The organism is Nocardia sp. CA-151230 (assembly GCF_050942175.1).
In the GTDB taxonomy this organism is placed as follows: domain Bacteria; phylum Actinomycetota; class Actinomycetes; order Mycobacteriales; family Mycobacteriaceae; genus Nocardia.
Map to the genome: position 1 here is coordinate 1008174 of NZ_CP192061.1, position 22358 is coordinate 1030531.

At 64.6% G+C, this 22358-nt stretch carries 24 protein-coding genes; 15 read left to right on the plus strand and 9 right to left on the minus strand.

What is annotated here, in order from left to right; all coding sequences use genetic code 11:
• The first annotated feature begins 8 nt into the window (after positions 1–8).
• The 12 genes from ACQP1O_RS04350 (at position 9) to eccB (ending at position 9794) form a co-directional block, all read left to right on the plus strand.
• Entirely contained in the window at positions 9–1895 is a 1887-nt protein-coding gene (locus ACQP1O_RS04350) for a hypothetical protein (RefSeq protein WP_433564602.1), read from the plus strand.
• Positions 1892–2665 (plus strand): ESX secretion-associated protein EspG, encoded by a 774-nt coding sequence (locus ACQP1O_RS04355; RefSeq protein WP_433564603.1) that lies wholly within the window; start codon positions 1892–1894, stop codon positions 2663–2665. The genes ACQP1O_RS04350 and ACQP1O_RS04355 overlap by 4 nt, the downstream gene beginning before the upstream one ends.
• 84 nt (positions 2666–2749) lie before the next feature.
• The gene (locus ACQP1O_RS04360) at positions 2750–3115 is read left to right on the plus strand and encodes a hypothetical protein (protein ID WP_433564604.1); all 366 of its coding nucleotides are present in this window, start codon (positions 2750–2752) and stop codon (positions 3113–3115) included.
• 12 nt (positions 3116–3127) lie between these two features.
• On the plus strand, positions 3128–3427 hold the full coding sequence (locus ACQP1O_RS04365; RefSeq protein ID WP_433564605.1) for a YbaB/EbfC family nucleoid-associated protein: 300 nt from the start codon (positions 3128–3130) through the stop codon (positions 3425–3427).
• 110 nt (positions 3428–3537) lie between these two features.
• On the plus strand, positions 3538–3852 hold the full coding sequence (locus ACQP1O_RS04370; RefSeq protein WP_364605502.1) for a hypothetical protein: 315 nt from the start codon (positions 3538–3540) through the stop codon (positions 3850–3852).
• Entirely contained in the window at positions 3849–5189 is a 1341-nt protein-coding gene (locus tag ACQP1O_RS04375; protein ID WP_433564606.1) for a hypothetical protein, read from the plus strand. The genes ACQP1O_RS04370 and ACQP1O_RS04375 overlap by 4 nt, the downstream gene beginning before the upstream one ends.
• Before the next feature lie 50 nt (positions 5190–5239).
• Positions 5240–5554, plus strand: coding sequence for a PE family protein (locus tag ACQP1O_RS04380; RefSeq protein ID WP_433564607.1), 315 nt, complete (start codon positions 5240–5242; stop codon positions 5552–5554).
• An 18-nt stretch (positions 5555–5572) separates the two neighbouring features.
• Positions 5573–6601: a PPE domain-containing protein gene (locus ACQP1O_RS04385; RefSeq protein WP_433564608.1), complete on the plus strand. Its 1029-nt coding sequence runs from the start codon at positions 5573–5575 to the stop codon at positions 6599–6601.
• Positions 6598–7386 carry an ESX secretion-associated protein EspG gene (locus ACQP1O_RS04390; RefSeq protein ID WP_433564609.1) on the plus strand — a complete coding sequence of 263 codons (789 nt, stop codon included), beginning with the start codon at positions 6598–6600 and terminating at the stop codon, positions 7384–7386. The genes ACQP1O_RS04385 and ACQP1O_RS04390 overlap by 4 nt, the downstream gene beginning before the upstream one ends.
• A 92-nt stretch (positions 7387–7478) precedes the next feature.
• Positions 7479–7781, plus strand: a complete 303-nt coding sequence (locus ACQP1O_RS04395; protein ID WP_433564610.1) for a WXG100 family type VII secretion target — start codon at positions 7479–7481, stop codon at positions 7779–7781.
• A 48-nt stretch (positions 7782–7829) separates the two neighbouring features.
• Complete coding sequence (locus tag ACQP1O_RS04400; RefSeq protein WP_433564611.1) at positions 7830–8162, plus strand: hypothetical protein; 333 nt, start codon at positions 7830–7832, stop codon at positions 8160–8162.
• 132 nt (positions 8163–8294) lie between these two features.
• Entirely contained in the window at positions 8295–9794 is a 1500-nt protein-coding gene (gene eccB / locus ACQP1O_RS04405; protein WP_433564612.1) for a type VII secretion protein EccB, read from the plus strand.
• Between the two features lie 31 nt (positions 9795–9825).
• Here eccB and ACQP1O_RS04410 read toward each other — a convergent pair whose 3' ends face one another.
• The 5 genes from ACQP1O_RS04410 to ACQP1O_RS04430 form a co-directional block, all read right to left on the minus strand.
• Positions 9826–11334, minus strand: coding sequence for a serine/threonine-protein kinase (locus tag ACQP1O_RS04410; protein WP_433564613.1), 1509 nt, complete (start codon positions 11332–11334; stop codon positions 9826–9828).
• Between the two features lie 8 nt (positions 11335–11342).
• On the minus strand, positions 11343–12641 hold the full coding sequence (locus ACQP1O_RS04415; protein WP_433564614.1) for a DUF7373 family lipoprotein: 1299 nt from the start codon (positions 12639–12641) through the stop codon (positions 11343–11345).
• Between the two features lie 8 nt (positions 12642–12649).
• Complete coding sequence (locus ACQP1O_RS04420; protein WP_433564615.1) at positions 12650–13897, minus strand: DUF7373 family lipoprotein; 1248 nt, start codon at positions 13895–13897, stop codon at positions 12650–12652.
• A 360-nt stretch (positions 13898–14257) separates the two neighbouring features.
• A complete protein-coding gene (locus ACQP1O_RS04425) occupies positions 14258–14467 on the minus strand; it encodes a DUF397 domain-containing protein (RefSeq protein ID WP_433564616.1) in 210 nt (69 codons plus the stop codon).
• On the minus strand, positions 14451–15356 hold the full coding sequence (locus ACQP1O_RS04430; RefSeq protein ID WP_433564617.1) for a helix-turn-helix domain-containing protein: 906 nt from the start codon (positions 15354–15356) through the stop codon (positions 14451–14453). The genes ACQP1O_RS04425 and ACQP1O_RS04430 overlap by 17 nt, the downstream gene beginning before the upstream one ends.
• Positions 15357–15557: 201 nt before the next feature.
• Here ACQP1O_RS04430 and ACQP1O_RS04435 point away from each other — a divergent pair, with 201 nt between their 5' ends.
• The 3 genes from ACQP1O_RS04435 (at position 15558) to ACQP1O_RS04445 (ending at position 16508) form a co-directional block, all read left to right on the plus strand.
• Positions 15558–15761 (plus strand): hypothetical protein, encoded by a 204-nt coding sequence (locus ACQP1O_RS04435; protein ID WP_433564618.1) that lies wholly within the window; start codon positions 15558–15560, stop codon positions 15759–15761.
• A 7-nt stretch (positions 15762–15768) separates the two neighbouring features.
• Entirely contained in the window at positions 15769–15993 is a 225-nt protein-coding gene (locus ACQP1O_RS04440) for a hypothetical protein (RefSeq protein ID WP_433564619.1), read from the plus strand.
• Positions 15994–16067: 74 nt separating this feature from the next.
• Positions 16068–16508, plus strand: a complete 441-nt coding sequence (locus tag ACQP1O_RS04445) for a YybH family protein (protein ID WP_433564620.1) — start codon at positions 16068–16070, stop codon at positions 16506–16508.
• A 65-nt stretch (positions 16509–16573) separates the two neighbouring features.
• On the opposite strand, the gene ACQP1O_RS04450 is transcribed toward ACQP1O_RS04445, so the two are convergent.
• From ACQP1O_RS04450 to eccA, 4 genes are all read right to left on the minus strand, one after another.
• The gene (locus ACQP1O_RS04450; protein ID WP_433564621.1) at positions 16574–17794 is read right to left on the minus strand and encodes an ATP-binding protein; all 1221 of its coding nucleotides are present in this window, start codon (positions 17792–17794) and stop codon (positions 16574–16576) included.
• Entirely contained in the window at positions 17709–18104 is a 396-nt protein-coding gene (locus ACQP1O_RS04455; RefSeq protein ID WP_433564622.1) for a hypothetical protein, read from the minus strand. Before ACQP1O_RS04455 ends, ACQP1O_RS04450 begins: the two co-directional genes overlap by 86 nt.
• 161 nt (positions 18105–18265) lie before the next feature.
• On the minus strand, positions 18266–20428 hold the full coding sequence (eccE, locus tag ACQP1O_RS04460) for a type VII secretion protein EccE (protein ID WP_433564623.1): 2163 nt from the start codon (positions 20426–20428) through the stop codon (positions 18266–18268).
• Between the two features lie 14 nt (positions 20429–20442).
• The gene (eccA, locus tag ACQP1O_RS04465; protein ID WP_433564624.1) at positions 20443–22278 is read right to left on the minus strand and encodes a type VII secretion AAA-ATPase EccA; all 1836 of its coding nucleotides are present in this window, start codon (positions 22276–22278) and stop codon (positions 20443–20445) included.
• Between the last annotated feature and the right edge of the window lie 80 nt (positions 22279–22358).

Below are 22358 nucleotides of genomic sequence, written 5' to 3' on the forward strand. Positions count from 1 at the left end.
AACGTTTCGTGGCCGATGGCGACGCCTTCACCAATCTCAGAAACGACGGCCAGAAGGGTGTGTACTTCGACTCCGGAGCCGCCCAGACGATGGCGCAGCAGGCCGCCGACATGTTGACGGTCGTGAACGCGGCTATGGCTCTGGTCCAGCCGGAGACGAACCTGCAACCGTTCAATCAGCGAGACTCCGGGCGGATGCTCGCGGACAAGCTCAATGCAGCTACGCAGCGTTTGAGCGGCACGGTCGCGAAGGACCATGTGGAAGTTCTCACCAGTATGGGTGAGGCCTTCGTCGGGGCGAATAAGGCGTACGCGGACGCTGATCAGACGTCAGCTGTGAACTTCGACCAGAATGTGCGCGACAGATTCAGCGGTATGCACGCGAGTGGGCAGCCCGGATTGGCGACGACGTCTCCGCTGGCCGCGCTGACACAGCACGTCGACTCCGTCAGCCTGCCGGGATGGGGGCAATCCAATAGGGGCAACGTCTACGAGTGGTCCGGAACGTCGAAGGACGACTACTCCAACAAGCTCCAGAGCACAGACCAGGCGGGCCAGCTCAGCTCCGCTGCCAAGGCTGCGGGGATTGCGTTGGACGGTAAGCAGATTACTCCCGAACCGGGCAGCCAATACGGCTGGGACGATTTCCATAATCACTGGCAATATATTCACGATTCCACGATCCTCAGCGTGCTCGCGCAGCATGCGCAGGACTGGAAGACCGCGAGCGCTTACATCAAGAGTCAGGCGTCTACTTTTTCCGCGGCCAAGGACCAGTATCTGACGGGCTACCAGGGTGACAACTCGATCGGGGACAAGATCTGGGCCTCCGACGCTGCCAAGCAGGCGCGGGACGGGATCGGGCACTACCTCGACAATGTGAAGACCCTGACCGATTCGATGGATTTGATGAGCGCCAATCTCGCCTTTGCCGAGGGATGGCTGAAGAAGCTGCAGAATTTCTTGCCGTACAAGAGTATTTCGCAGACCACAGAACTTGTCGCGGCGGGAGAATCGGCCGTCGAGATGCCCATTTCGCAGAGTTCCGTCGATGAAGCGATGAACGAGATGCGGCAGGCATGGGATGAGTGGTACGGCAATGGCGTCAGGGACTCGAGCGGTGCGGTGCCCATCATCCCCGACCCGAAGGCTGCGGTCTCGATAACGCCACCGGGCCCGGCACCCGCCGATCAGCCGGATCCGAATGCGAAGCAGCCGGCGGGTACTCCCACCACGCAGACCCCGACCACCCAGACACCCAATATCGACAACCCGGACGGTCAACAGCCGACCAACACTGATCCGAAGGACACCGATCCCAAAAAGACCGACACGCCGACAACAACGACTGACACGACGCTCCAGACGCTGATCACGCAGGCCAGCACGGTGCTTCAGGCTGGCATCACCGCCGCCGAGCAGGGCGTCGAGAAGCTCGCCTCGGCGGTCGAAACGGCGCTGACGCAAACACAGACGACGACGAAGACCACCGATCCGACGGATCAGCTCACTCAGCAGTTGCAGAACCTGGGCTTGATTCCGAACACCGATACACCCGGCGGAACCCCGACCGGAGGCAGCCCCACGGGTGGCACGCCCACTAGCCCCGGGTCGCCCCAGACACCGAAGACTCAGATCGCTCCTCGTTCCGCCAACCAGTCAACGACGACCGAGACGGACGCGGAGGAAACCACGACTTCGCGTGCAGGACTGGCGTCTACGTCCTCGGCCTCCTCCAGCGGCTCAACCGGCGGTATGGGTGGTTCGCCGATGTCGGCAGGTTCGCAGGGGCAGGGCAAGGAACACAAGCGTCCGCAGTTCCTCACGAACCTCGACAATCTCGAAGAAGTTCTCGGTGAGGCTCCGGCCGCGGTCACCCCGGTGGCGGAGAAATGACGCCGAGCTGGCGATTCACCGAGGCCGAGTTCTACGCCCTCTGGATGGATCGGACGGGGCAAGCGCCGCCGAAGCCTTTCTTGTTCACCTCGGCCACGCAGACCGCGGACGAATTCGACGCCGAGCAGTCGGAGGCTCGGGAAAGTCTGAGCCACAAGGTCGGCGGTAATTTCGAGCTCGTTTTCGACGCCATTGCAAACCCCGATCTGTTCCTGACCGCTTACGGATGGGATGAACGGGACCGCTTCGGTATCGGCTCGATGATTCGGGCCCGCGCTACGCGTAAGGGACCAAAGGGCTATGTGATCAAGCAGTTGCCCGGCACGAGCTACTTCCAACGTGGCGGCTACACGGTGACCGAATGCGATCCCATCCAGCTCGCCGACGAAATCGTTCGTGCCATGCCTTCCGTCGAGCGGGGCCGCCTCGGCGACATCGGATTGGCCTCACGCGAGCAAGATCTGGACCACGATTTCGGCCGTTCGTCCATCGCCGCCGCACCGGACACCGCGGTCGCCCGCACGCGGGAGTTCATGGCGCAGTCCATCACGACGGCCGGTGAGGTCCGGATCGTGCAGGGCCGATCGGTGTTCGGTCCGCGCGGAATCACCAGCCACATCGTGCGTTTCCGCGATATCGAAGATGACGGTCGTTACGTCATGGTCGAGAACCCCCAGCGCGCACTCGCGGTCGATGAGACCAGATTCATCTCGGTAGTCAACAACTATGTCGCCGCCGTGGTGCAGACCATCAAGGACGAGCGCGGGTGAACGCATCCGCGCATCGAAATGCGGTTGGCTTGTCGAACCGGCCTGTGATACTCATACGCATAGCTAACTGGGAGGGAGTTCGGCATGACTGAGTCGGGGGCGACCAGTTCTGGTGCTGGCGAGGGCGATTGGGCCTCGCTAGTTGTTGCCAGCACGTCCGGGTCTATTCGGGTGCGCGCGACCAATCAGGGGTTGCCATTGGCCGTGAAGGTCGAATCCGCTGAGCTGCATCGGGATCCGGGACAGCTCGCTGGGGAAGTCTTGCGGCTGTGTCAGAAGGCTGCCAACCGGGCTGGCCTCGCGCTGCGGAAGCAGTTGGAGGAGGCCGGGCTTGGTGCTGAGGGCCTCGCTCGGACCGGGCTGCCCACCGAGGCCGAGGTTGCTCGGCAGGAAATCGTCGAGGAGCAGGACTACGATACTGAGCCGCAGAGTTGGCTCAGGACGGTGTGAGAGGGGGCACGCGTGGTCTCGTCGATGGATGAGTTGCAGGAGCAGGTTCGGCGGCAGCTGTATCGGTTTCAGGATCTGGCGGATCAGATGAAGGCCATCAGGGGGCGGGAGACTTCCGAGGACGGGGCCGTGACGGCCGAGGTCGACGGGAACGGGGCGCTCACGGATCTCCAGTTCAGCAGCGCTGTTTCGCGCATGACGCCGGCCGAGTTCGAGCAGGCTGTGGTGACGACGGCGGCGCAGGCGGCGCGGCGGGCGTTCGAGCGGCGGGCCGAGGTCGTGAACCGGTTCAATGAGGAGATGGCCGGGTAGCGCCCGGTTCGTTAACAGAACTTTGCGTCAGAATTTGCATCTTGCGGTCTGGCACAAGATTTTTCGCACTTGTAGTCTGAGCACGATCATAGGTAGTGGGAGGGACACTCATGGCCGATCATGTGGCGGCGGAATTCGCGCCCATCTTGGCGTACGGCACTCAGAAGGCGGGCATCGCCGCGCAGGTCGCGGGGGCGGCCGGAGCCGATGTGGCTACCGCGCTCGCGCAGGCGGTGCCGGTGTTCGGGCTGATCGGGCAGGAGTTCCTGGCGGCCTTCGCTGTCGCGCAGGGTAATTACCTACTGTCCTCAGCGGAAATCGCGGCGGTCCACGCGGACACCGCGACCACGGCGTACGCGGCTGTCGGGGCCTACGGCACCAACGAAGTGACCTCGGCGGCGAGCTTCCTATCGACGGTGCTGTGACCAACCCGTCGAACCCGACCGTGCTGGACGAGCTACGCAGCAGTCCGATCGGTCAGTACCTCGATACTCCGGTCACGGATGTACTGAGCAATCTGGGATTGCCTCAGCTGCCCCAACTTTCGTCGATCAGCCTGCCGGATCTGTCGGGGCTACAGATGCCCACGCTGCCGACGATCGACGTGACGAGCCTGATTCAGCCGGTCGTCAGTTTGCTGCAGTCGTTCGGGACGGGGAGCCTGAGCAACAGCAGTTTCAATCCGGCGACCATTCTGACCTCCCTGATCAGCGCACTGACTTCGGCTGTGTCGCAAAGTAAGTCGGCGACCAGCACGGTCATGAACACCTGGACCGGCGATGCCGCCAATGCCGCGCAGGATAAGAGTAAGACGGTCGAGGCCAATAGCGTCGAGGTGGCCGCGCAGGGGGCTCAGCAGCACGGGATCCTGCTGAGCGCCGAGGCCATCGTCGCCGAGGGGTATGCCGAAATCAGCGCTGTCATCGCAAGATTCGTCGCGGAGGTTACCGCGGGCATCGCGATGCTGGCGACTCCCGCCGGCATCCCGTGGTTGATCGCGACCGCGACCGACGCGATCACGGAAGGCACGGCCATCGCGGCCAAGACCAGCGCTGAGCTGGCGGGCAGCACCGCCGAGATCACCGCGGCCGGAACGAAGATCATGATCGCGGGTGCGCCGATCGCGTCCAATATCGCGGATCTGGTGAACATGGTGGGCACCGCGCTGCAGCCTGTCGCCAGCGTCGCGCCGACGGTCGCGGAAAAGCTGGTCGAGAAGGGTGCTTCGGTCGTCTCCACCGGCGTCAGCGACATCAGTTCGGCGCTGAGCAACAGCAATACCAATACGAACACAAACACCAATACCAATACGAACACCAAGACCAACACGCCCACCGACACCATCACCAAGACCGACGACGCCACGAAGACCGACAGCCCGGACGCCACCAAGACCGACGGTGGCGGTGGGAGTCCGCTCAGCACCCTATTCGGCGGCGTGCCCACCACCACGACACCGGCGAATACGCCCGGCACCAGCCGGATTCCGGCGGGTGAGGTCACCTCCGGCGCCGGAGCTCCCAAGACCGCCACCGAGGCGACCGGTCGCACCACCGCCACCACCTCGCCGGGGATGGCCTCGGGCGCCGGCGCCGCGGGTCGGGCCGGCGCCGCCGACGAAGAGTCGACCTCGGACCGCTCGGGCCTGGTCACCGGCGCGCATGGCGACGAGGTGGTCGGTGTCATCGAGGGTGTGGTCCTGCCGGTGGTCGGCGCCATCGAAGCCATCGAAGAGCCGCCGGACAAGGCGCTCACACTCTGAGATCACTGTGATGTAGGGACCGAATTGCCAGGGGTAACAGGAGGATTGGCATGAGCACCAACGCATTCGACGGTCTGCGCTTCGACGCCTCGACCGCGCACGACGCCGCGGCCCAGCTGGACGCGCTCGCCGACCGTATCGCCAACGGACTGGGCATCGAGCAGGTCAAACTCGACTTCGCGCCCGCCGGAGCGGACGAGGTGTCGCAGCGCGCAGCGCAGACGCTCAACGCGGTGGCCGCGTCCTTCGTGGCCTCCGGCGGCGACGGCGTCACCGAGCTGCGCAATCTCGCTTCGACGCTGCGTAGTCAGTTCGACACCTTCGGGCAGGTCGAGGAGCAGTCCGTCCTCGGCTTCGCCGGCTGAGCGGAGAGACCTTCCCCGATGCTGGAACCGACGAAACCCGGCTTCACCGAGACGGTTTGGGAATCCCGGCCGCCCGAACAGCTGGCGCGCGACCTGGTGACGGGTGCCGGTGCGGTACCCGCCGCCGAGGCCGGTCTCGCGTGGACGCGATTGAGTGCGGGTTTCGCGGCTGCCGCCGTCGAATACGAGCGGATTCTCGTAATTCTCGACAGCGCTTGGGAATCCAAGAACAGCGGCCCGTTCATCGAACGCATCAAGGCGTTGCGGGACTGGCTCGGGGCATCCGCGTCGGCTGCTGCCGGCAACGCCACGCAGGCGGAATCGCACGCTGCGGCATATGAACTCGCGAAGCTGACCATGCCGGACGTCGACGAGGTCGAGAAGCTCAAGGACATCCAGCAGCTGACGCAGCAGCTCGGTCTGGCCGCCGGCCTGCCGCTGCTGGGCGGACTGGCGACGACCGAGACCGACGCCGAGAAGGCGAAAGCCGAGGCGGCCCGGGTGATGCGGACGTACGAGGCTGCCACCGAATCGCTGGCCAAACCCTGGGAACACCAGGCGCCGCCACAGGTGACCGCAGGGCTGACGCCTACAGAGCAACCGGCCGATCCTGTGGAGACCCCGGAAACGCCGTCGATAGCGCCGACCTCGCTGCCCACCTTGTCCCTCGACTCGCTGAACCTGCCGCCGATGCCACTGACCCAGGTGCGCGCGACAACTGTCGAGGCCAAGGAGTCGACGACGCAACGTGTTGTGACGCAGCCGGTTACGGTTCAGCAGACCGGCACCTCGATGGCGCCCGCCGCCATGGGCAGTGCGGGGCAGGACAACGACGAGGAGCACATCCCGCGCGCCGGGCTCGTGGGTGCACCCACCAGCGACGCCGAGCTGGGCCTCACCTCCGGGATGCAGGTCGCGCCCGCCGTGCTCGGCGGAATCGACCCGGCCGCGCAGCGCGCCCCGGTCGACATCGCATTCAACGCGGGCAGTACTGGATCTGAAAGTGCCTCTGTCGCGAAGGAATCCGCTCGAGAGGCCGCCTCATGACGACCCTCACCAACGACGGCGTGATCGCGCTCGCTGGACACCTAGGTGTGCAGACCCTACCTCTGGTGCTATCGATCGGCCCGCAGCAGGATTCGTACCAGGAATGGGAACAGGCGCAGCAGCTAGCCCGTGCCGACCTACGCGCCCGTCGCATAGTCGACGCCCACGGTGATGTCGACACCGACACCGCCACAGCACTTTTCGTACTATCCCAGCCCGACCGTGAACTGGCCATGCGTGTCCACACCGCCAACGGCCCCATCCGCGTCTGCGTCACCCGCCGCGCCGAAGACCATGCCGTCGCCATCCGCCGCGGCGACACCCTCGACATCTACCCCCTGTGGTCCGACGGCTCCGGCGCCTCCCTCGCCCGCCCCCTCCTCGACGCCCTCGGCCCCTGCCCGCCCGCCGACCTCGCCGCCTTCAGCGCAGAGTCCGCCGACCTGGCCGAACGCCTCGACACCGCAACAACTTCCGCGGACTACGCGAGCACCGTCTACAGCCTCGGCGTCCCCGACACCGACGCCACCACCTACGGCCTCGCCCTCTCCGCCACCCACGCCTACGCCGAAATCGTGGCCTACGCCTACGCCGACGGCCTCACAGACCGATCGCCCGGAGCCGTCGCTGTCTACGACACCGCACGGGGCCGCATCGTGGCCGCACCGGGGGTCGCCCCGGACCAGCAACTCTGGTCCACGCTGACACCGGGCAGTGATCACCGTATCGCGCAGTCGATTTCAGCACTGATCGACTCGCTGCCTGGGGGGAGGTGGCTGTCGTGAGTCATTCGTGACCCACCTACAGCTAGTCAACCCGAACCGGTGATGCGCAACGCATCGCCTATCCATTCCCAAGAAAAGGCAAGGTACAGACGATGGTTGCAGTAGAAAAGGAACTCGCGGTCAAGGCGCAAAGCCACATGGCCGACGTGGTCGCCTCTGTCAAGGGCATCCTGAGCAAGATCACTGACCGCGTGGATTCGTCCAAGGGCAGCTTCCAGGGCGAGGCGGCCGGCGCGTTCCAGACCGCCGCGCAGTCGTGGGACGACGAAGCGCAGCGTCTGAACAAGGCGCTGGACGAGTTCCAGGAGAAGGTCGGCCAGGGCACCAACGTGTTCGAGCACACGGACATCGCCAGCAAGGACGACTTCACCAAGGCTCTCACGAACCTCGGCTAATAGAGGTCGCGCTCACTTCAACTTCCCAACACTTGCAAAGGAACAGAAATGCTTTACGACAAGGCGGGGATGACCCAGCTCATCGCGGATCTGCGGCAGTACCACAGCGACCTGGTCGCTGTTGCCGGTGACGGAACGTCCGCGGTCGACACCAGCAGCGACCTCGGCCAGGCCTACAGCCAGCTGAAGTCGGCGTGGTCGGACCCGAGCAGTGGCCAGGAGAACGGCGCGCTGGAGGCCGTTATCGCCGCGAAGAACGATTGGGACACCGCTTACGCCGACAAGTGCCTGACGACCCTGGACGCAGTTGCCACCGCGGTCGAGAATGCGCTGAACAACGCGCTCGCCGCGGACGCCAAGGTTGGCCAGTCCTTCGCCTAGCGAGGGCGTCGGTGCCGCTCACGACAGCGCACGCCTCCGGCCAGGAGGGGTGCGCTGTCGTCGGTCGCGGCCCAGTAATCTACGTGCCCGTAGTTCCCGGTTCGACGGAGGATTTGGTTAGTGCCAGCCCAATTGACCACCCGTGCCCAGGTCAATGGATACCGCTTTCTGCTGCGTCGACTCGATCATGCGTTGGTACGACGTGACGTTCGTATGCTGCACGATCCGATGCGCTCGCAGTTCCGATCGCTTATGGTCGGAGCAGTTCTCGCGGTGCTCGTGGTCGCGGGTGCGGCGATCATGGCTTTCATTAGGCCGCAGGGCTCTATCGGCGACGCCAACATCGTGATGGGCAAGGACAGCGGCGCGCTGTACGTCATCCTTCGGGACAAGGACGACAAGAACAAGATGACCATGTACCCGGCGTTGAATCTCGCTTCGGCGCGGTTGATCTCGGGCACAAGTGAGACACCGAAATCGGTCAAGGACAGCAAGCTCAATACGGTTCCACGCGGCCCGATACTCGGAATCCCCGGTGTGCCTGCAGCTTTGCCTGGCACGGGACAGGGCGAACGGTCTCAGTGGACCTTGTGTGACAGGGTGCCTTTGTCCGCGTCCGGTGGTGCAGCGTCATCCTCGGGCGCGGAGACTACGGTTATTGCCGGTGGCCTCGAGCTCAGTGACCGTGTCAAGGCAGCTGACCCGGGCTCAGCAATTTGGGTGAGCAAGGCCGGCAAGGACTATCTGATCTACGACGGCAAAGTCGCGGAGTTCGATAAGACGAAGGATTCGATCGCACAGGCACTCGGCTTGAGCGGCAAGCGACCGCGGCCCGCCACGACCGACCTGATTGGTGCGGCGGTGAAGGTGCCGCCACTGGTCCCGCCCACGATTCCACGAATCGGCGAGTACGGACTGGGCAAGCTGAGCAGTGTGCCCGTCGGCGGCATCGTCAAGGTCGCTGCGCTGGATGGTTCGGACCGGTCCGACCTGTATGTCGTGCTGGCCGATGGCGTGCAGCGCATCTCGGCGTTTGCCGCCCAAGTGATCGGGTCCGACAATTCTCAGGGCATGAACGGCTTCAAGTCTGTGACTCCTGATGTACTCAACGGGATCCCGGTAGTTCATACCCTGCCGGTCGACGATTTCCCTAACGCCTCGCCGAAGATCATTACCGCGGAAGACAACCCGGTAGCCTGCATCACCTGGGCCAAGAAGAGCGGTCTCGGCAAGGAACAGTCGGACGCAACCGAGGGGCCCTCGGACCGAGCCACGGTTCAACTGTTGCTCGGCACGCGCCTGCCGCTGCCGGATTCGCAAAAGCCAGTCGAATTGGCGACCAAGGACGGAGCCACAGGTGACCGTGTCGATGCTGTCTACGTCCCGCCTTCGACCGGTGAATTCGTGCGCACCACCGGCATCGAGCCGGGCAGTCAGCGGCGTGAGAATCTCTTCTACATCGCTGACAATGGAATCCGATACGGCATACCGGACCTTGCGACAGCACAGATACTCGGGCTCGGTACCACACCGCATTTGGCCCCGTGGGAGATCATCGGCCAGTTGGTTCCCGGTCCCACGCTGTCAAAGCAGGATGCGCTGAAGAACTGGGATACGTTGCCCACCCAGTAGTAAAGGTCGAGCGGCAGCTAACCGGAGCGCGCTATTTGACGCTCTTGCGGAGGATCGGCAGCAACTTATCGAGCAGGACTTGTTCGGAGTTGTCCGACCATTGACGGATGGCGGCGACCGCGGTCGGGTCATCGAGGACGATGACCGAGGCTGTGGTCGACGTCACCGCGGCCGGGAGATTCACCAAACCGCCGCCACCGGCATCGGTGTCGCTACGGACCGCCAAGAGGTAGCCGGATTTTATGGGTGTCAGTGCGTCATACTGGGTATCGGATCCCGGTTTGATTGGCCGGGGATTCGGTTCATCACCCTTGCGTAGGAAGTTCGGGTTGTAATTGAACCCTAGGTCTTCGAAGAATTCCGACTGGGAGCCTGGCTTCAGCTGGATATCCATTTCTGCGGAATAGCCGCTGTTTCCTGAAATATCCATCACGACAATGGTTTTGCCGCTGAAGGCTGGATTCTGGGCGCGGGCGTTGTCTAGAGCGCTCCGTGTGGCTGAGGCCGTTGAGCCGTGCTGCGTTACCAAGACGCCGACACCGGCCGCCAGCACGACAACCGTTGCTGCGACCCCGCCGATGAGCCACATACGCTTGCGTGGAGCGGAGTTCGTCGGCGCAGTGGGCGTCGTCAGCGGTGGTGCCGTGACTGCGGGCGCCTGATGGCGTGGCACGGTGTTCATGGACAGCCCCGAAACCCCGTACTCGAGTGCGGATTTCAGGGCAGTTGTGAACTCGTGACAGGTGTCGAATCGTTCCGCTGGGTTCTTTGCCATGGCAACGGCCATCACGTCGTCCGCGGCAGCGGGAAGCGTGGGGTCAACAGCGGTGATTCGTGGTGGTGGCTCGTTGAGGTGTCCCATCATCACCACAGCCGGCTGGGTTCCTGGATACGGATTCTGGCCCGTCAGCAAGCGGAAGAACGAGCAGGCGAGGCTGTAGATGTCGGCGCGGTGATCGAGCCGATTGCCGCTCAACTGCTCGGGTGATGCATAAGCGATAGTGGCTACGAAGGCACCGGCCTGGGTGAGCTCATTGGTGTCCTCGGTAGATTTGGCGACGCCGAAGTCGGTGAGTAGCACTCTTTCTTCGCCGTTGTCACCCATGGACAGCAGGAAATTGGCGGGTTTGACGTCTCGATGCAGCAGACCCCTACGGTGTGCGTGGTCGAGACCACGTCCAACCTCGGTGATGATGTGCAGTGCACGCCACGGCGTGATCGATCGCGGATCCTGTTCGGCTGCCGCCGCCGCATCGATGCCGTTGACATATTGCATTGCGATCCAGAGCTGGCCGTTGTCCTCGCCGCGATTGTAAATCGAGACGATGTTCGGATGATCCAGAGCTGCAGCGAGATTCGCCTCACGCTCGAATCGCGCGCGATACTCGGCATCTTGGCTGAACTGCGGGCTGAGGACCTTGAGTGCATCCCAGCGTGGCAGTTCCGGATGCTTGGCCAGATACACCGTGCCCATGCCGCCCGCCCCGAGTACGCGCTCGATGCGGTAGCCGCGAATGATGGTGCCCGGTCCGATATTCATCCGATTCCTCACATGTACCGGCTGTTGGCGAGCAAGGCGTACTGTGCTGCGGCCTTCTGCTGCGCATCACTCAGTTGGGGGCTGGCCACGCGGGCGACGTAGCGGTCGTAGTGCAAGGTGCAGATGTAGACCGTGGCGGATTCCGCGACGTCGTACGCAAACCGTAGGACGCCGGTCTTTTCGGTGGGCACAGCGCTGCAGGAGGTGTCGGGGACCTTGGCGGGTGCCTCGGCAGGGTCGCCTGTGGTGCGGTCTATTCCGGACCAGAGCTTCGCGGCGGCTTCACTATCGCGGGCTCGGAACAGTAATCCACCGTAGCTCGCAGTAGATATGCGATCGACGCCATTGTCGTCGAGCAGTTGCTTCCATGTCGCCTGATCATCCGCGTAATGGAGATGGCCGCGAGGTGTATGGGTCGCCTCGCTGATGGGGTGGGGCCGGTAGTCGTCCCTGGGGTGTAGGGTCCGGCGCAGCATGGCGTCCGGGTCGTAGTCCAGCCGGAAGATCTCATGCGGTGATAGGGCCGGCGCCTGGTCGAGGAGCGGCAGTTGCGTCGCGAAGACTTGCTCGGCGAGACCACGTAGTCCCTCTTGGTCGGGATCCGGTTGTGCCACATAGACATTCACGACGTACTGGCCGTACGGCATCGTGGCTGCCATGGACGGAACGCCGGGTCGCCAGTGGGCCTTCGCGGTCGGTTGCTTGGCGAGGGTGACGTGGACGTTTTCATCGTCAGCCACAGCGAAGTCGGCGGCCTCCATCTGATCAGCAGCCGCCTGTGCCCGTTGCTGATCGGGGAATTGCAGCACGGTGACATTGAAAACGGTGGCTTCCGGGTCGGATTGGGCCCCGTTGAATGGGTTGAAATTGCCGGATCGATCGCTACGGACCGACGAAGGCAGCGGCCGGGAACTTGCCGCAGCGGAGTAGCCGAACATCAGGCCGTTAGCGTCCAGCACGGGCCGGGCCGCGCTGGCCAGTACCGAGGCCAGTGTCGCCGTTGACGACTCCAGCGACAGCGCCAGTACATTGTGGCTGAACTTCGGGTCGACGTCCGCTCCGATGACGACATGATCGGCCAGCCGAGCCAGCGCAAGGGCCTTGCCGCTGGCGGTTCCATGGTGGTAGGAGACGCGGACATCGAGCGGATCGGTCGAGTAGTTGCCGACGGCCAGCTGCCGCACATCCACCTCGCCTGCGGCGGAGGTCCCGCCGACCTGGCTCCCACACCCGGAGAGCGAAGCCACGATCAGAAGAATGGCGAGTGCCACTCCGCAGCCGGAACGGTGAGCACCGATTTTCTTCACAAGCCCCCCTACTTGCTGTTGGCAAGAATGGCGTACTGCGCGGAGATCCGTTGGTACGCGTCCTGTTGTTGTTGAGACCACACGGTTGCGACATACCGTCCGTATGCCACATTGCAAGTAAAGGGCGCGGCGTACTCGTCGGGGCCGTGATACTTCGTGCAGGTTGCCGTCGGGAGCCCGGCTGGTGGGTCGATCCGATGCTTGAACCGAGAAGCGAATGCGGCGTCGAGGAAGGTCTGCGCTGAAGCCGCGTCCTTGGTTCGAACCAGAATTCCGGCACCGTAACTGAAGAAGTCCACTCCGGTCTTGTCGAACAGCGCACGGTACATGGCCGGGTCGCCCACCGTATGTAGAGCGCCGTGCTGGTCGAGGGTCCCGGTGAATGCATTGGCGGTCTGGTCGCCCGCCGGGCGGGGCAGGGTCAGCCGGAGAAGGCCGTCAGGGTCGAGCGGCAGTTTCGCCAGCTGGTCCGGCGCTGTCGGCTGGAAGGTCTTCAGCCGGTCGGTGGTGACGTCGATGGTCTTGTCAGCCAATGCCACCGGCGCGGGCTCGGGTGCAATGCCGAAACCGTTTCCGACGGTACGATTCTCGATCTGGTCGATCAGGGAGAAGACGACGAACTTGCCGGTCGGATACCAGGAAGCGAGCCGCTGGTTTGTGTGATCCCAGATCATCTGGGCCGCCGGATGCGCGCTCGACTGAACCGGGCCGACCTGCATGTTCGTGCCATCCGGCGCGAAGCCGCTGCGGGCGAGGGCGGTTGCGGCGGACGCAGCGCTCGCCTCGCTGTCGAAGATCATGACGGTGTTGGTCAGCGTGTAGCCGAGGAAGACGTCCTTCGAGGGCCGTCCGCTGGTGGCGAAGCCCGAGACGAATCCGGTTGTGTCAGTACTGAAATGGTCGACGTTGAGAAGGCCGTCGTAGGAGTTCGGTTCGACGAATACGTTCGTGGCCGACGCATTGCGGGAAAGCGACGGGTCGATCTCGGAGGCCAGCGGCAGGATATTGCCGAGTCGTAGCCCTTCGATAATACGGGTACGCTTCGCCAGGTCCGTCGTAGTCGGGTCTTGTGGTTTGGTCGCGAACTTGCCCGTGTCAAGCTTGCTCAAATCCACAGTTTGTTCCTCGGCCGCATGGGATTCCGACCCACAACCGGCGCTCGTCAACACTGAGATCACCAGCACCGCGGCCGCCGCCGCGCGCACGCCGATACGGGCCGACCGTAGTCGGCCAAAGCCATGACGCATGTCGAGCATCCCCCCGCCGCCACCGAATTGCCTGTTATGCCTTGCTTCTCGTGGGCAGAGTGTACTGGGAGTCTTGGACGTGAGGCGCACCATGCCGATCCGCTGCGGTGCTTCTCACAGGTACCGGCTGTTCACGAGCACCGCGTACCGTGCCACCGCCTTGCTGTGCGTCGATCATCTGGTTGCCAGCGACTCCGGCCAGGTGTCTGGGCTTGATCGAAGCGCCCAGCCTTCGCGGCACCGGCGAGCCTTTCCTAGGCCGGGCCGTCGAAGACCAGGACCGATTGGACTACCCAAGTTTCCAGTCCCACAGGGTAATCCGCCGTAGGCGGGTCGCTGCTGCGCAGCTCCCTGAAGCTGAGCATGCGATCAGGCCCGGTCGAACTCCCCGTCATGGACGCCGGCGGTGAAGGCGTCCCATTCGCCGGGAGTGAAGATCAGCACCGGGCCGGTGGGGTTCTTCGAGTCGCGGACGCCTACGTTGCCGCCCGCGAGGAATGCGACTTCCACGCACTCCCCACCTTGCGAGCTATGACTGGATTTGAACCATTTTGCTCCGCGGTCAACGTTCACTCTCATGTCTCCTTGCTATCTCTCTGATGATGTCGCGGCTCGAACGGACGTCTAGGCTGGCCTGTTGAAGTTTCCGGAACGCGCGACGAAATATCACCACGTCCGTTCGCTTTTCGAGGTAAGCGCTGCCCGCGTAGCCTTCGCAGTAGACCTGGGCAGGTTCCACTACCTGATTGCCTTGTGCGCTATTCTCGAAATCCATGATCGTGAATGGCGGCACGGCAGCTCCGAGGGGAAGGCCAGCCTGATACGTCACCACGCGAATGTCGATGTTGTCTCGGGTACTCATGTCCGCAACGTGCCGACACTGCGCCGACATCACCCGATTGTTCCCCACGACAGTCCGCAGTACGTTCTCGTGCAGGATGATCGCCATCGTGGCCGGTTCGCGGGAGCAGATGAGGATGTTCTGCCTCTGTCGGCGGACATGGATGCGTCGCTCGAGTTCGTGCTCGGTGTCGTCGGGGAAGTTGAGTCGGTCCAGTGCTCGCGCGTAGTCGGCGGTCTGGAGGAGCCCATGAATGATCAAGGGCTGGAAGACGGTCAAGGATGTTGCGCGCGCCTCTAATCCGACGAACAGATTCGCCCATGTTGGGATGAGGTCGCTGTAGGTCTGCCACCACGACTTGGCGGGCACCTGCGCGGCCAGGCCTTTCGCGAGAGCGGTCGTCCCCTCATCCAAGCCATACGCTTCACAGATCGCCAGAATGTCCGAGACCCTTACCTTCTGGGTCTCGCCCCGTTCGAGTCGGCTCAGCGTGGGTCGACTCCACTGCACCAGGGCGGCAGCCTCGTCCAGATTCATTCCCGTTGCCGCGCGCGCGTCCCGCAGCAGTCGTCCGAGCTGCCGCCGCGGCAAGGTGGTATCGGTCTCCTCCGATCCGTGCTTCGCCATGCGCCCGCCCTCTCACCATGTCGCGTCATTCTTCTCATTTCGATACCAAGGGTAGGTCTCTTGTGAGAAGCGAGCTGCGGATTCGAGGCAATTCCGCAGATCCATCGCCTATCCCGGTCAGACGTCCTCATCCGGCGCATTGTTTCGGCATCAGTCGACGACCGGTCGTCAGCGATCGGCACGAGTCATCGGGAGGTCGTAATGGCTTGGGACACATGGGCGCTGCTGTCGATCCTCGGCCTCTGCGTGGCCGTCATCTGCTGGTCGGCATGGGGCTTCTACTCGGACAGCCACTCGGGGGATTCCGGCACCTTTCGGCTCCCGCTCGCCGGAGGCGGATACCTCGACGTCCCCCATCCGCCCGGCCACAGTGCCGGACGACACCGCCCGCGCGGCCGGAGGTGATCGGATCATGAATGCCGCCGAGGTCGCCGTCCTGGCCGCGCTTCATCCCAACCACACGCTGACCGCAACGCAGATCCGGCAGACAGCCACCTTGACGAGCTGGCGGACACGAAATGCCTTGGCCCAACTCGAATCCCGCGGCCTGATCATGCCCAGCCGCCCGCGCGGCCGCTGGCGGATCAGCGCCCGCGGCCGCGCCGCTCTGATGACCAAGGGAAAGCGCTTCGCGTAGCACCCGGCCGCGACCGCCTCACATTTCGGCAGGCGATGTCGTCGGACTTGTGTACGACCACGAAGGAGGACGCGATGACCACCCACGATTCCGAACTGAAGGCTTTCCTGGAGAGCCGCGCCGAGGCCCAGCAGTCCAAGGACATCGATCGGCTCATGCGGCATTACGATTCCGGCATCGTCTACTACGATGCCGTGCCCCCACTGCAGTTCTCGGGGACCGAGCAGGTCCGCCGCAACTTCCAGCGCTGGTTCGACGGCTACGAAGGCCCCATCAGCCTGCAAAATCACGATCTGACCCTGGCCACCAGCGGGGAGCTCGCCTTCGCGAACATGCTGCATCTGGACACCGGAACCCGCACGAATGGTCTCCAGTCCTCGATCTGGGTGCGCGAAACCGTATGTCTGCGGCTCTCGGACGTCGGTTGGCTGATCACCCACGAACACGTCTCGATCCCGATCAACCCAGAGAACCTCCAAGCCTGGCTCCCGAGCGAAAAGGATCAGGCCGCCTGACCAAGAAGTCGGTGATCACCGCATGGCACAAATGACTTGCCTTGATGATCAGTCGATTCGGAAGCTCATGCGCGGAGCAGGGTGATGGTGCGGCCGGAGGGAGTATGGGCCTGGTGGAAAGCGGTGCGCTCAGCGATCGGGGCGGCCGTGTGTCGGCGATCGAAGATCACCAGTACGCCGGTCGTCAAGCTGAGTCGGTCGAGGTAACCATCGAGTTGGGCGAGGCCCTCGGTCAACGGGTCCGGTCGGCCCTCGGCCCAGACCTTCAACTCCAGTGCCTCGCGCTGTTCCGCGCGGCGGCCTTCTGAGTCCTGGAAGGGCTGGCGCACCAGCAGATCGATCCGGCCCCGGCCGACACCGCACTCGCGGTCGATATACCCGGCGCCGTTGACGATCCGATGCAGGTACGCCATCAACACCAACTGCGCGGCGGCCTCGTGGTAGTTGTCGCGGGCGGCCAGCACGTCGCCGTGCTGTACCCAGAATGCCGTGAATTCCCTCAGCAGACGCGGGAAGTCGATACGGCCGTCGGGGAAACGAAAGCTCGGCGGCTCCGCGGTGATCACCGCCTCGGTGCGCTGACCGAGCACTCGGACGATGACCTCCTGGTAGATCGGATTCGCGAACCGCAACTGCTTGCCCTGGGCGATCAGTCCGAGGTCCCGAGCGTAGGCCAGGTCGTCGTCGAATCTGGTATCCAGATCGGGGATTTCGCCAGTGATGACGGGCTCGAGGATCCGCTGCACTCGCGGCTCGCTCAATTTGTTGATCAGCGAATCGAGATGAGTGGCACGCGCAAGGATCAGCCGCTCCTTCGCGGTCTCGACGTGATCGAGGGTGATGGTCTCGCGCACCCGCATTTCGCCGATGATCTCCCAGGCCAGCGCGTTCACCAACCACGGTTGACCCTGGGTGTAGTAGAACGCGAGATCGATCGCCTTATCATCGAACTCTTGCCCGGTATCGGTGGTGTGCTGGCGGAACAGCTGTCGCATTTCGACCTTGTCGAAGTCGCCGATCCGAATTGATTTGATCTTGATGTTGAAAGGGCTCGCCGTCCCCCGCCGCTTCGGGTCGCCCCCGGACGCCGGCTTGTAGTCCCGCACATCCCGCAGCCCGCACAACACCACCGAGTGCACGAACTTCTTGCGGTCCTGTGTGTATCCGGCGCGCAGTTGCTGCAAGACATTGAGCAGTCCGTTACCGCGCAGCGCGTCGATTTCGTCGAAGAACAGAACCAGCGGGCGCGGGCATTTGGCCACCCAGGCGGCCAGACCGGCCTTCAACCGGGTGCCCGGCGCGACGTCCGGCCATTCGTCGGGGTGGCAGCAACTCCGGCGCCCAGCCTTGCCGCTCGGCCGTTTGCCGAAGCTCGCTGAGCAGAGCGGCCTCCACTCCCGCGAAGTCGTCGCCCAGCACGTGCGCGGTCTCGCAGGAGATCGACATCGCCAGGAAATGCCCCTCGGCGGTCAGGTCGCGCGCCAAACCCAGCAGCGCGGTGGTCTTACCGGATTGCCGAGGCGCATGGACGACGAAGTAGAAACCGAATTCGAAGTACATCCGGGCATCGGGCAGCCGCTCCTCGGCGGGAAGCATGTAGTGCAGGTCCGGATGACACGGACCCGCCGTGTTGAAGAACCTCACCTGCACACCCTATCGACCCGATCGAGGCTGGAAGCCATAAGAGAAGATTTGGGCGATCGGGGTAGTCGGCGTGCAGGTGGCGCGATTCGAGCCGGTCGCCGCGTGATCGTCGGTCAGCGTCGGGCCATGGCCCCGCTGATGTAGTGCTGTTCCGCCGGTGTGGTGACCATTTGCGCGGTCGTCATGGTCGCGGGCGTGTGCACGGAGATGGTGTGCGGGGCGTCCGGGTGCTGGACGATGGTGACGTCGGCGTCGGGTTGGTAATCGGCGGAGATGGTTTCGTGGATTGTGACCACGGTGGCCGAGCCCGGGGGCGCGCTGGCGGGGACGCCGTCGAAGACGATGACGGTGGCGGCGGGGGTGGGTAAACGGCCTGTGATGGCGGTGCCTCGGGAGCTGTGGGTTACCGAGGATGCTAGGGAAAGGGCGTGGGGGGCCGCGACATTCGCCACCATGGCCTGCCAGGCGCCGGGGCGGGCGGTGTGGACGACCGCGCCGGCGCCCAGGGCGATGGCGCGGAGGATGACCTGTTGGGCCAAGGGGAGGCTGGCGATGATGTCGATGCGGCGGGAGCCGTCGCCGATGAGGGGCACCGCGATGCCGCTACCGGTGCTGTCTGCGCCGATGAGCTGGCCGCAACCTGCGGTGGGCATGGCGATATCGGTGAGGACGTCGACGGGGCCGCGGTAGCCGCTGGGGCGAATTTCCTGGGTGCCGTAGGACAGCGTGTCCATCAGCGCCCACATTTGGCGGCGGGGTAGTTCCTTCAGGCCCGCGACCGGGGGTTCGCCGTGCTCGTAAGGGGTGTCGTAGCGGACCCGGGCGTCCACCTCGATGATGCTCGCGGGCTGGCCGGGCTTCGCACCCGGCTCGGGGACCGGTTGCAGGCGGACTGTCACGGTGGTGGCGAGGCTGCGCACGGCCCAGATCTTGGCCAGGCCATCGGAATTGAACAGCTGGGGATCGATCTGGTAGCTCGTCAGGTGAACCCCGTTGTGCTCCAGGTTGTCCGGATGCTCGGTGAATTCGCCGACGGGAATGCCGCGGGTGAGCTCACGTACCGCGGTCGTCATCTCTGACGTCGTCAGTATCGACGCTGTAATGCCGTGCCCGGCAAGGCGATTCGCTACCCGGCGGGTGGCGACCAGGGCCGAGCGCAGCGCGCCCTCCGGACCGCCACCGCGATTGTCGACGGCCTTGGCGTTGTCGAGCGGATTCAGCCGCAGGACCAGCCACATGGTGCGGTGCGCGATGGCGGGCAGCGGGCCCAGGATCTCGTCGTACAGACGGCCCAGCGGTGCGATGCTGGCCGCGTAGCCGGAGATCACCGCCTCGGTGCTGGCGGTGCGGGTGCCGGTGCTGATGACATCGACCGAATGCAGCTCGACATCGTATTGCCGCAGGCAGGCCGCGATCTCGTTGAGCGGTAGCAGCTGATCGGTACTCAATGAACCGCGTCGCAGCAAGGTCAGCGTGTCCGGCGGCGGATCGATGCGCAGCATGGTGGTCAACAGCGTGCCGTCCCAGCGCAATCCGCAGCTGCCACCATCGGGCAGCGGGACGTCGACGAGGGCGTTCTCGTCGAGACTCGCGCGCCGCGCCTGTTTCCAGCGATACGCGACCCATCGTCCCAGCCGCAGTCCGATCGGTGTGCCGGTCACCGGCACCAGCCCGATGAGCGCGGGCACCAGCCCGGCCACCAGCGCCGCCCACCAGGGTGCGTGCAGCGCCACCACGACCAACGAGACCGCGACTCCGATCAAGGCCACCGGAATCACCAGCCGCAGTGGCAGATTCCGCAGCAGCCACAGATCATCCGAACGCAGCTCGGCCGCAACGGCATTCGCCGCTGGCCGGTTCGCTGCGGGCTGCGAGCGCTGCCCCTGAGGCTCCACGGGCTCCGGTGCGGACTGCGCCGCCGGGGGACGCGCTTGCGGTGGCGCCGGTCGCGGCGGTGCGGCTACGGTCGAGCCGCCGGGCGAGAACTCGTCGTACCCGCCTCGGCCGAAATCGCTGTCCCCGCTGCGTGAATGGCCGCTTGCCGCACCGGTCGGCGCGAAGTTGCCGGGTCCGCCGGGTCCGCCGGGCCCGAAGCCCGGCTCGCCCTGTCCGTATTCGCGTGGTCCGCCCTGGCCGTAACCGCCCGGACCACGCTGCGGGTAACCGCCCGGCGGCCGGTCGTGCCGTCCGTCTCCGGGGTAGCCCCCGTCCCCGACTGGGTTCCCACCATTTCCGCCCGGCTGATAGCCGCCCGCTCCCCGCGGAAAGTCGTTCACAGTTCAGTTGCCCCTCAGTCGGCGGCCGACGACAGGTTGAGTGACGCGAGCAGGGTGCTCAGCGCGGCTTTCATGTCGGGCCCCTCGATCCGCATGAGCACCGATTCGTCGATGGCGCTCAGATCGATGGATTCGTCATTGGCCAGCCGGAATTCGCGTTCCTCCTCGGCGGCCTCGATCAGGTTGCGGATGAAACGACCGTTGCCGGCCACGTCGACACCGCGGCGCGGTTGCCCGCTCTGGTCGGTGCTCTCCATGGTGTAGAGCTTCTCGCAGGTCGTGACCAATGCTTGTAGTGCGTCCTCGGACAGCTCCGAATCCCGCTTGGACGCGACGACCTCGCCGATCCGGCCGAGCTCCTCCGCGGTGTAGGACGGGAACTGGAGCCGCTTGGCGAAGCGGGAGGCCAGACCGTCGTTGGCGGCCAGGAATCGGTCGATCTCGCCGTCGTATCCGGCGATGATCACCACCAGGCGGTCGCGGTCGTTCTCCATGCGGGCCAGCAGCGTGTCCACGGCCTCGCGGCCGAACGCGTCACCGCCCGAAAGGCCCTGCTGGATCAGGGTGTACGCCTCGTCGATGAACAGCACGCCGTCCATGGCGGTGTCGATCAGCGCGTCGGTCTTGATGGCGGTGGAACCCAGGTGCTGGCCGACGAAGTCGGAGCGCTTGGTCTCGACGACCTTGTCGGTCTTGAGAATGCCCAGGCCGCAATAGATCTTGGCGACCACGCGCGCGATGGTGGTCTTACCGGTTCCGGGCGGGCCGGTGAACGCGAGATGCTGACCGCGCGCCGAACTCGAAAGCCCCTTCTCCGCACGGATCTTCGCGAGCTGCGCGCTCGACTGCAGCTTGGCCACCTGCGTCTTCACCGCGGCCAGGCCGATCTGCTTGTCCAGCTCGGCGCGCGCCTGCGCCAGGACCTCCTTGGCCCGGTCCTCGTGCTCGGCGGCCTGCTTCTCCTCCAGCGAGGGCGCCGAGGCCGGATCCCACTTGTCGGTGCGGGCCTCGATCACCTCCTTGGTGGTGAGGGTGATCCGGTACGTGCGGTCACGCATGGCCGCGGTGTTGGCGTCGAAATCCGGTGCCTGCGAATACACCTTCTCGAACAGCGCCTGCGCCTCGTCGGCGGCGCCGTTCTCGCGCAGGCACAATCCACGGCAGAACATGGCCGCGGTGCGGGCCGCCGGAATCGGGCCCGCCTCAGCGGCTTCCATCCGGCGAATCGCTTCACCGAACAGACCCAGCTGCGCACAGGCCGTGCCGACCATCACATGCGCGCCCGCCGCCAGATACGGATCTTCCCAACCCTCGGAACCGGCCAGCACGGTCATCACGTCCGGCCAGCGCTGGGTGTTGTAGTGCAGGATGCCGCGCACGTACTTGGCGATGCGGCCGTCGATTTCGAAGTCCGGCTCGGAAGCCCGTGCCCGCCGGTGCTTTTCGAGTTCGTCGAGCACCTGCACGGCCTCGTCGTACTGCTTCTCGGCGATCAGATGCGAGGCCCATGCCAGGTGGATCTCGGTGAAACCGGCCAGCGGGTAGTCGATATAGAGGCCCGGCAGGAAACGTCCGGCAAGCTGTCGCGGCGCCAGCCCCAACCGGCGCTGTTCCCGCCCCAGCGAGACGGTGCTGCACTTGTACAGATTGCTCAGAACATCCTTGGTGACCTCACCGGCGGCGGCCCGGCCCAGCCAGGCGTCGGCCATGGTGGGGTCCCATTCGGTCGCGCGCTGGAAGGCGAGTTTGGCGTAGTCGAGGTCCCGGTTCGACTCCTGGCCCTCGATGCTCAACCCCAGTGACAGCACTCCCGCATCGAAGGCGCGTTGGGCCTGGCGAGTGTCGATCATCCTAGTCGAACCCCGAATTCGTCGAACCTGGTTGGTCTTTCGTTCACAATCCCCACCCACACCTTGCGAATCGCACGGCT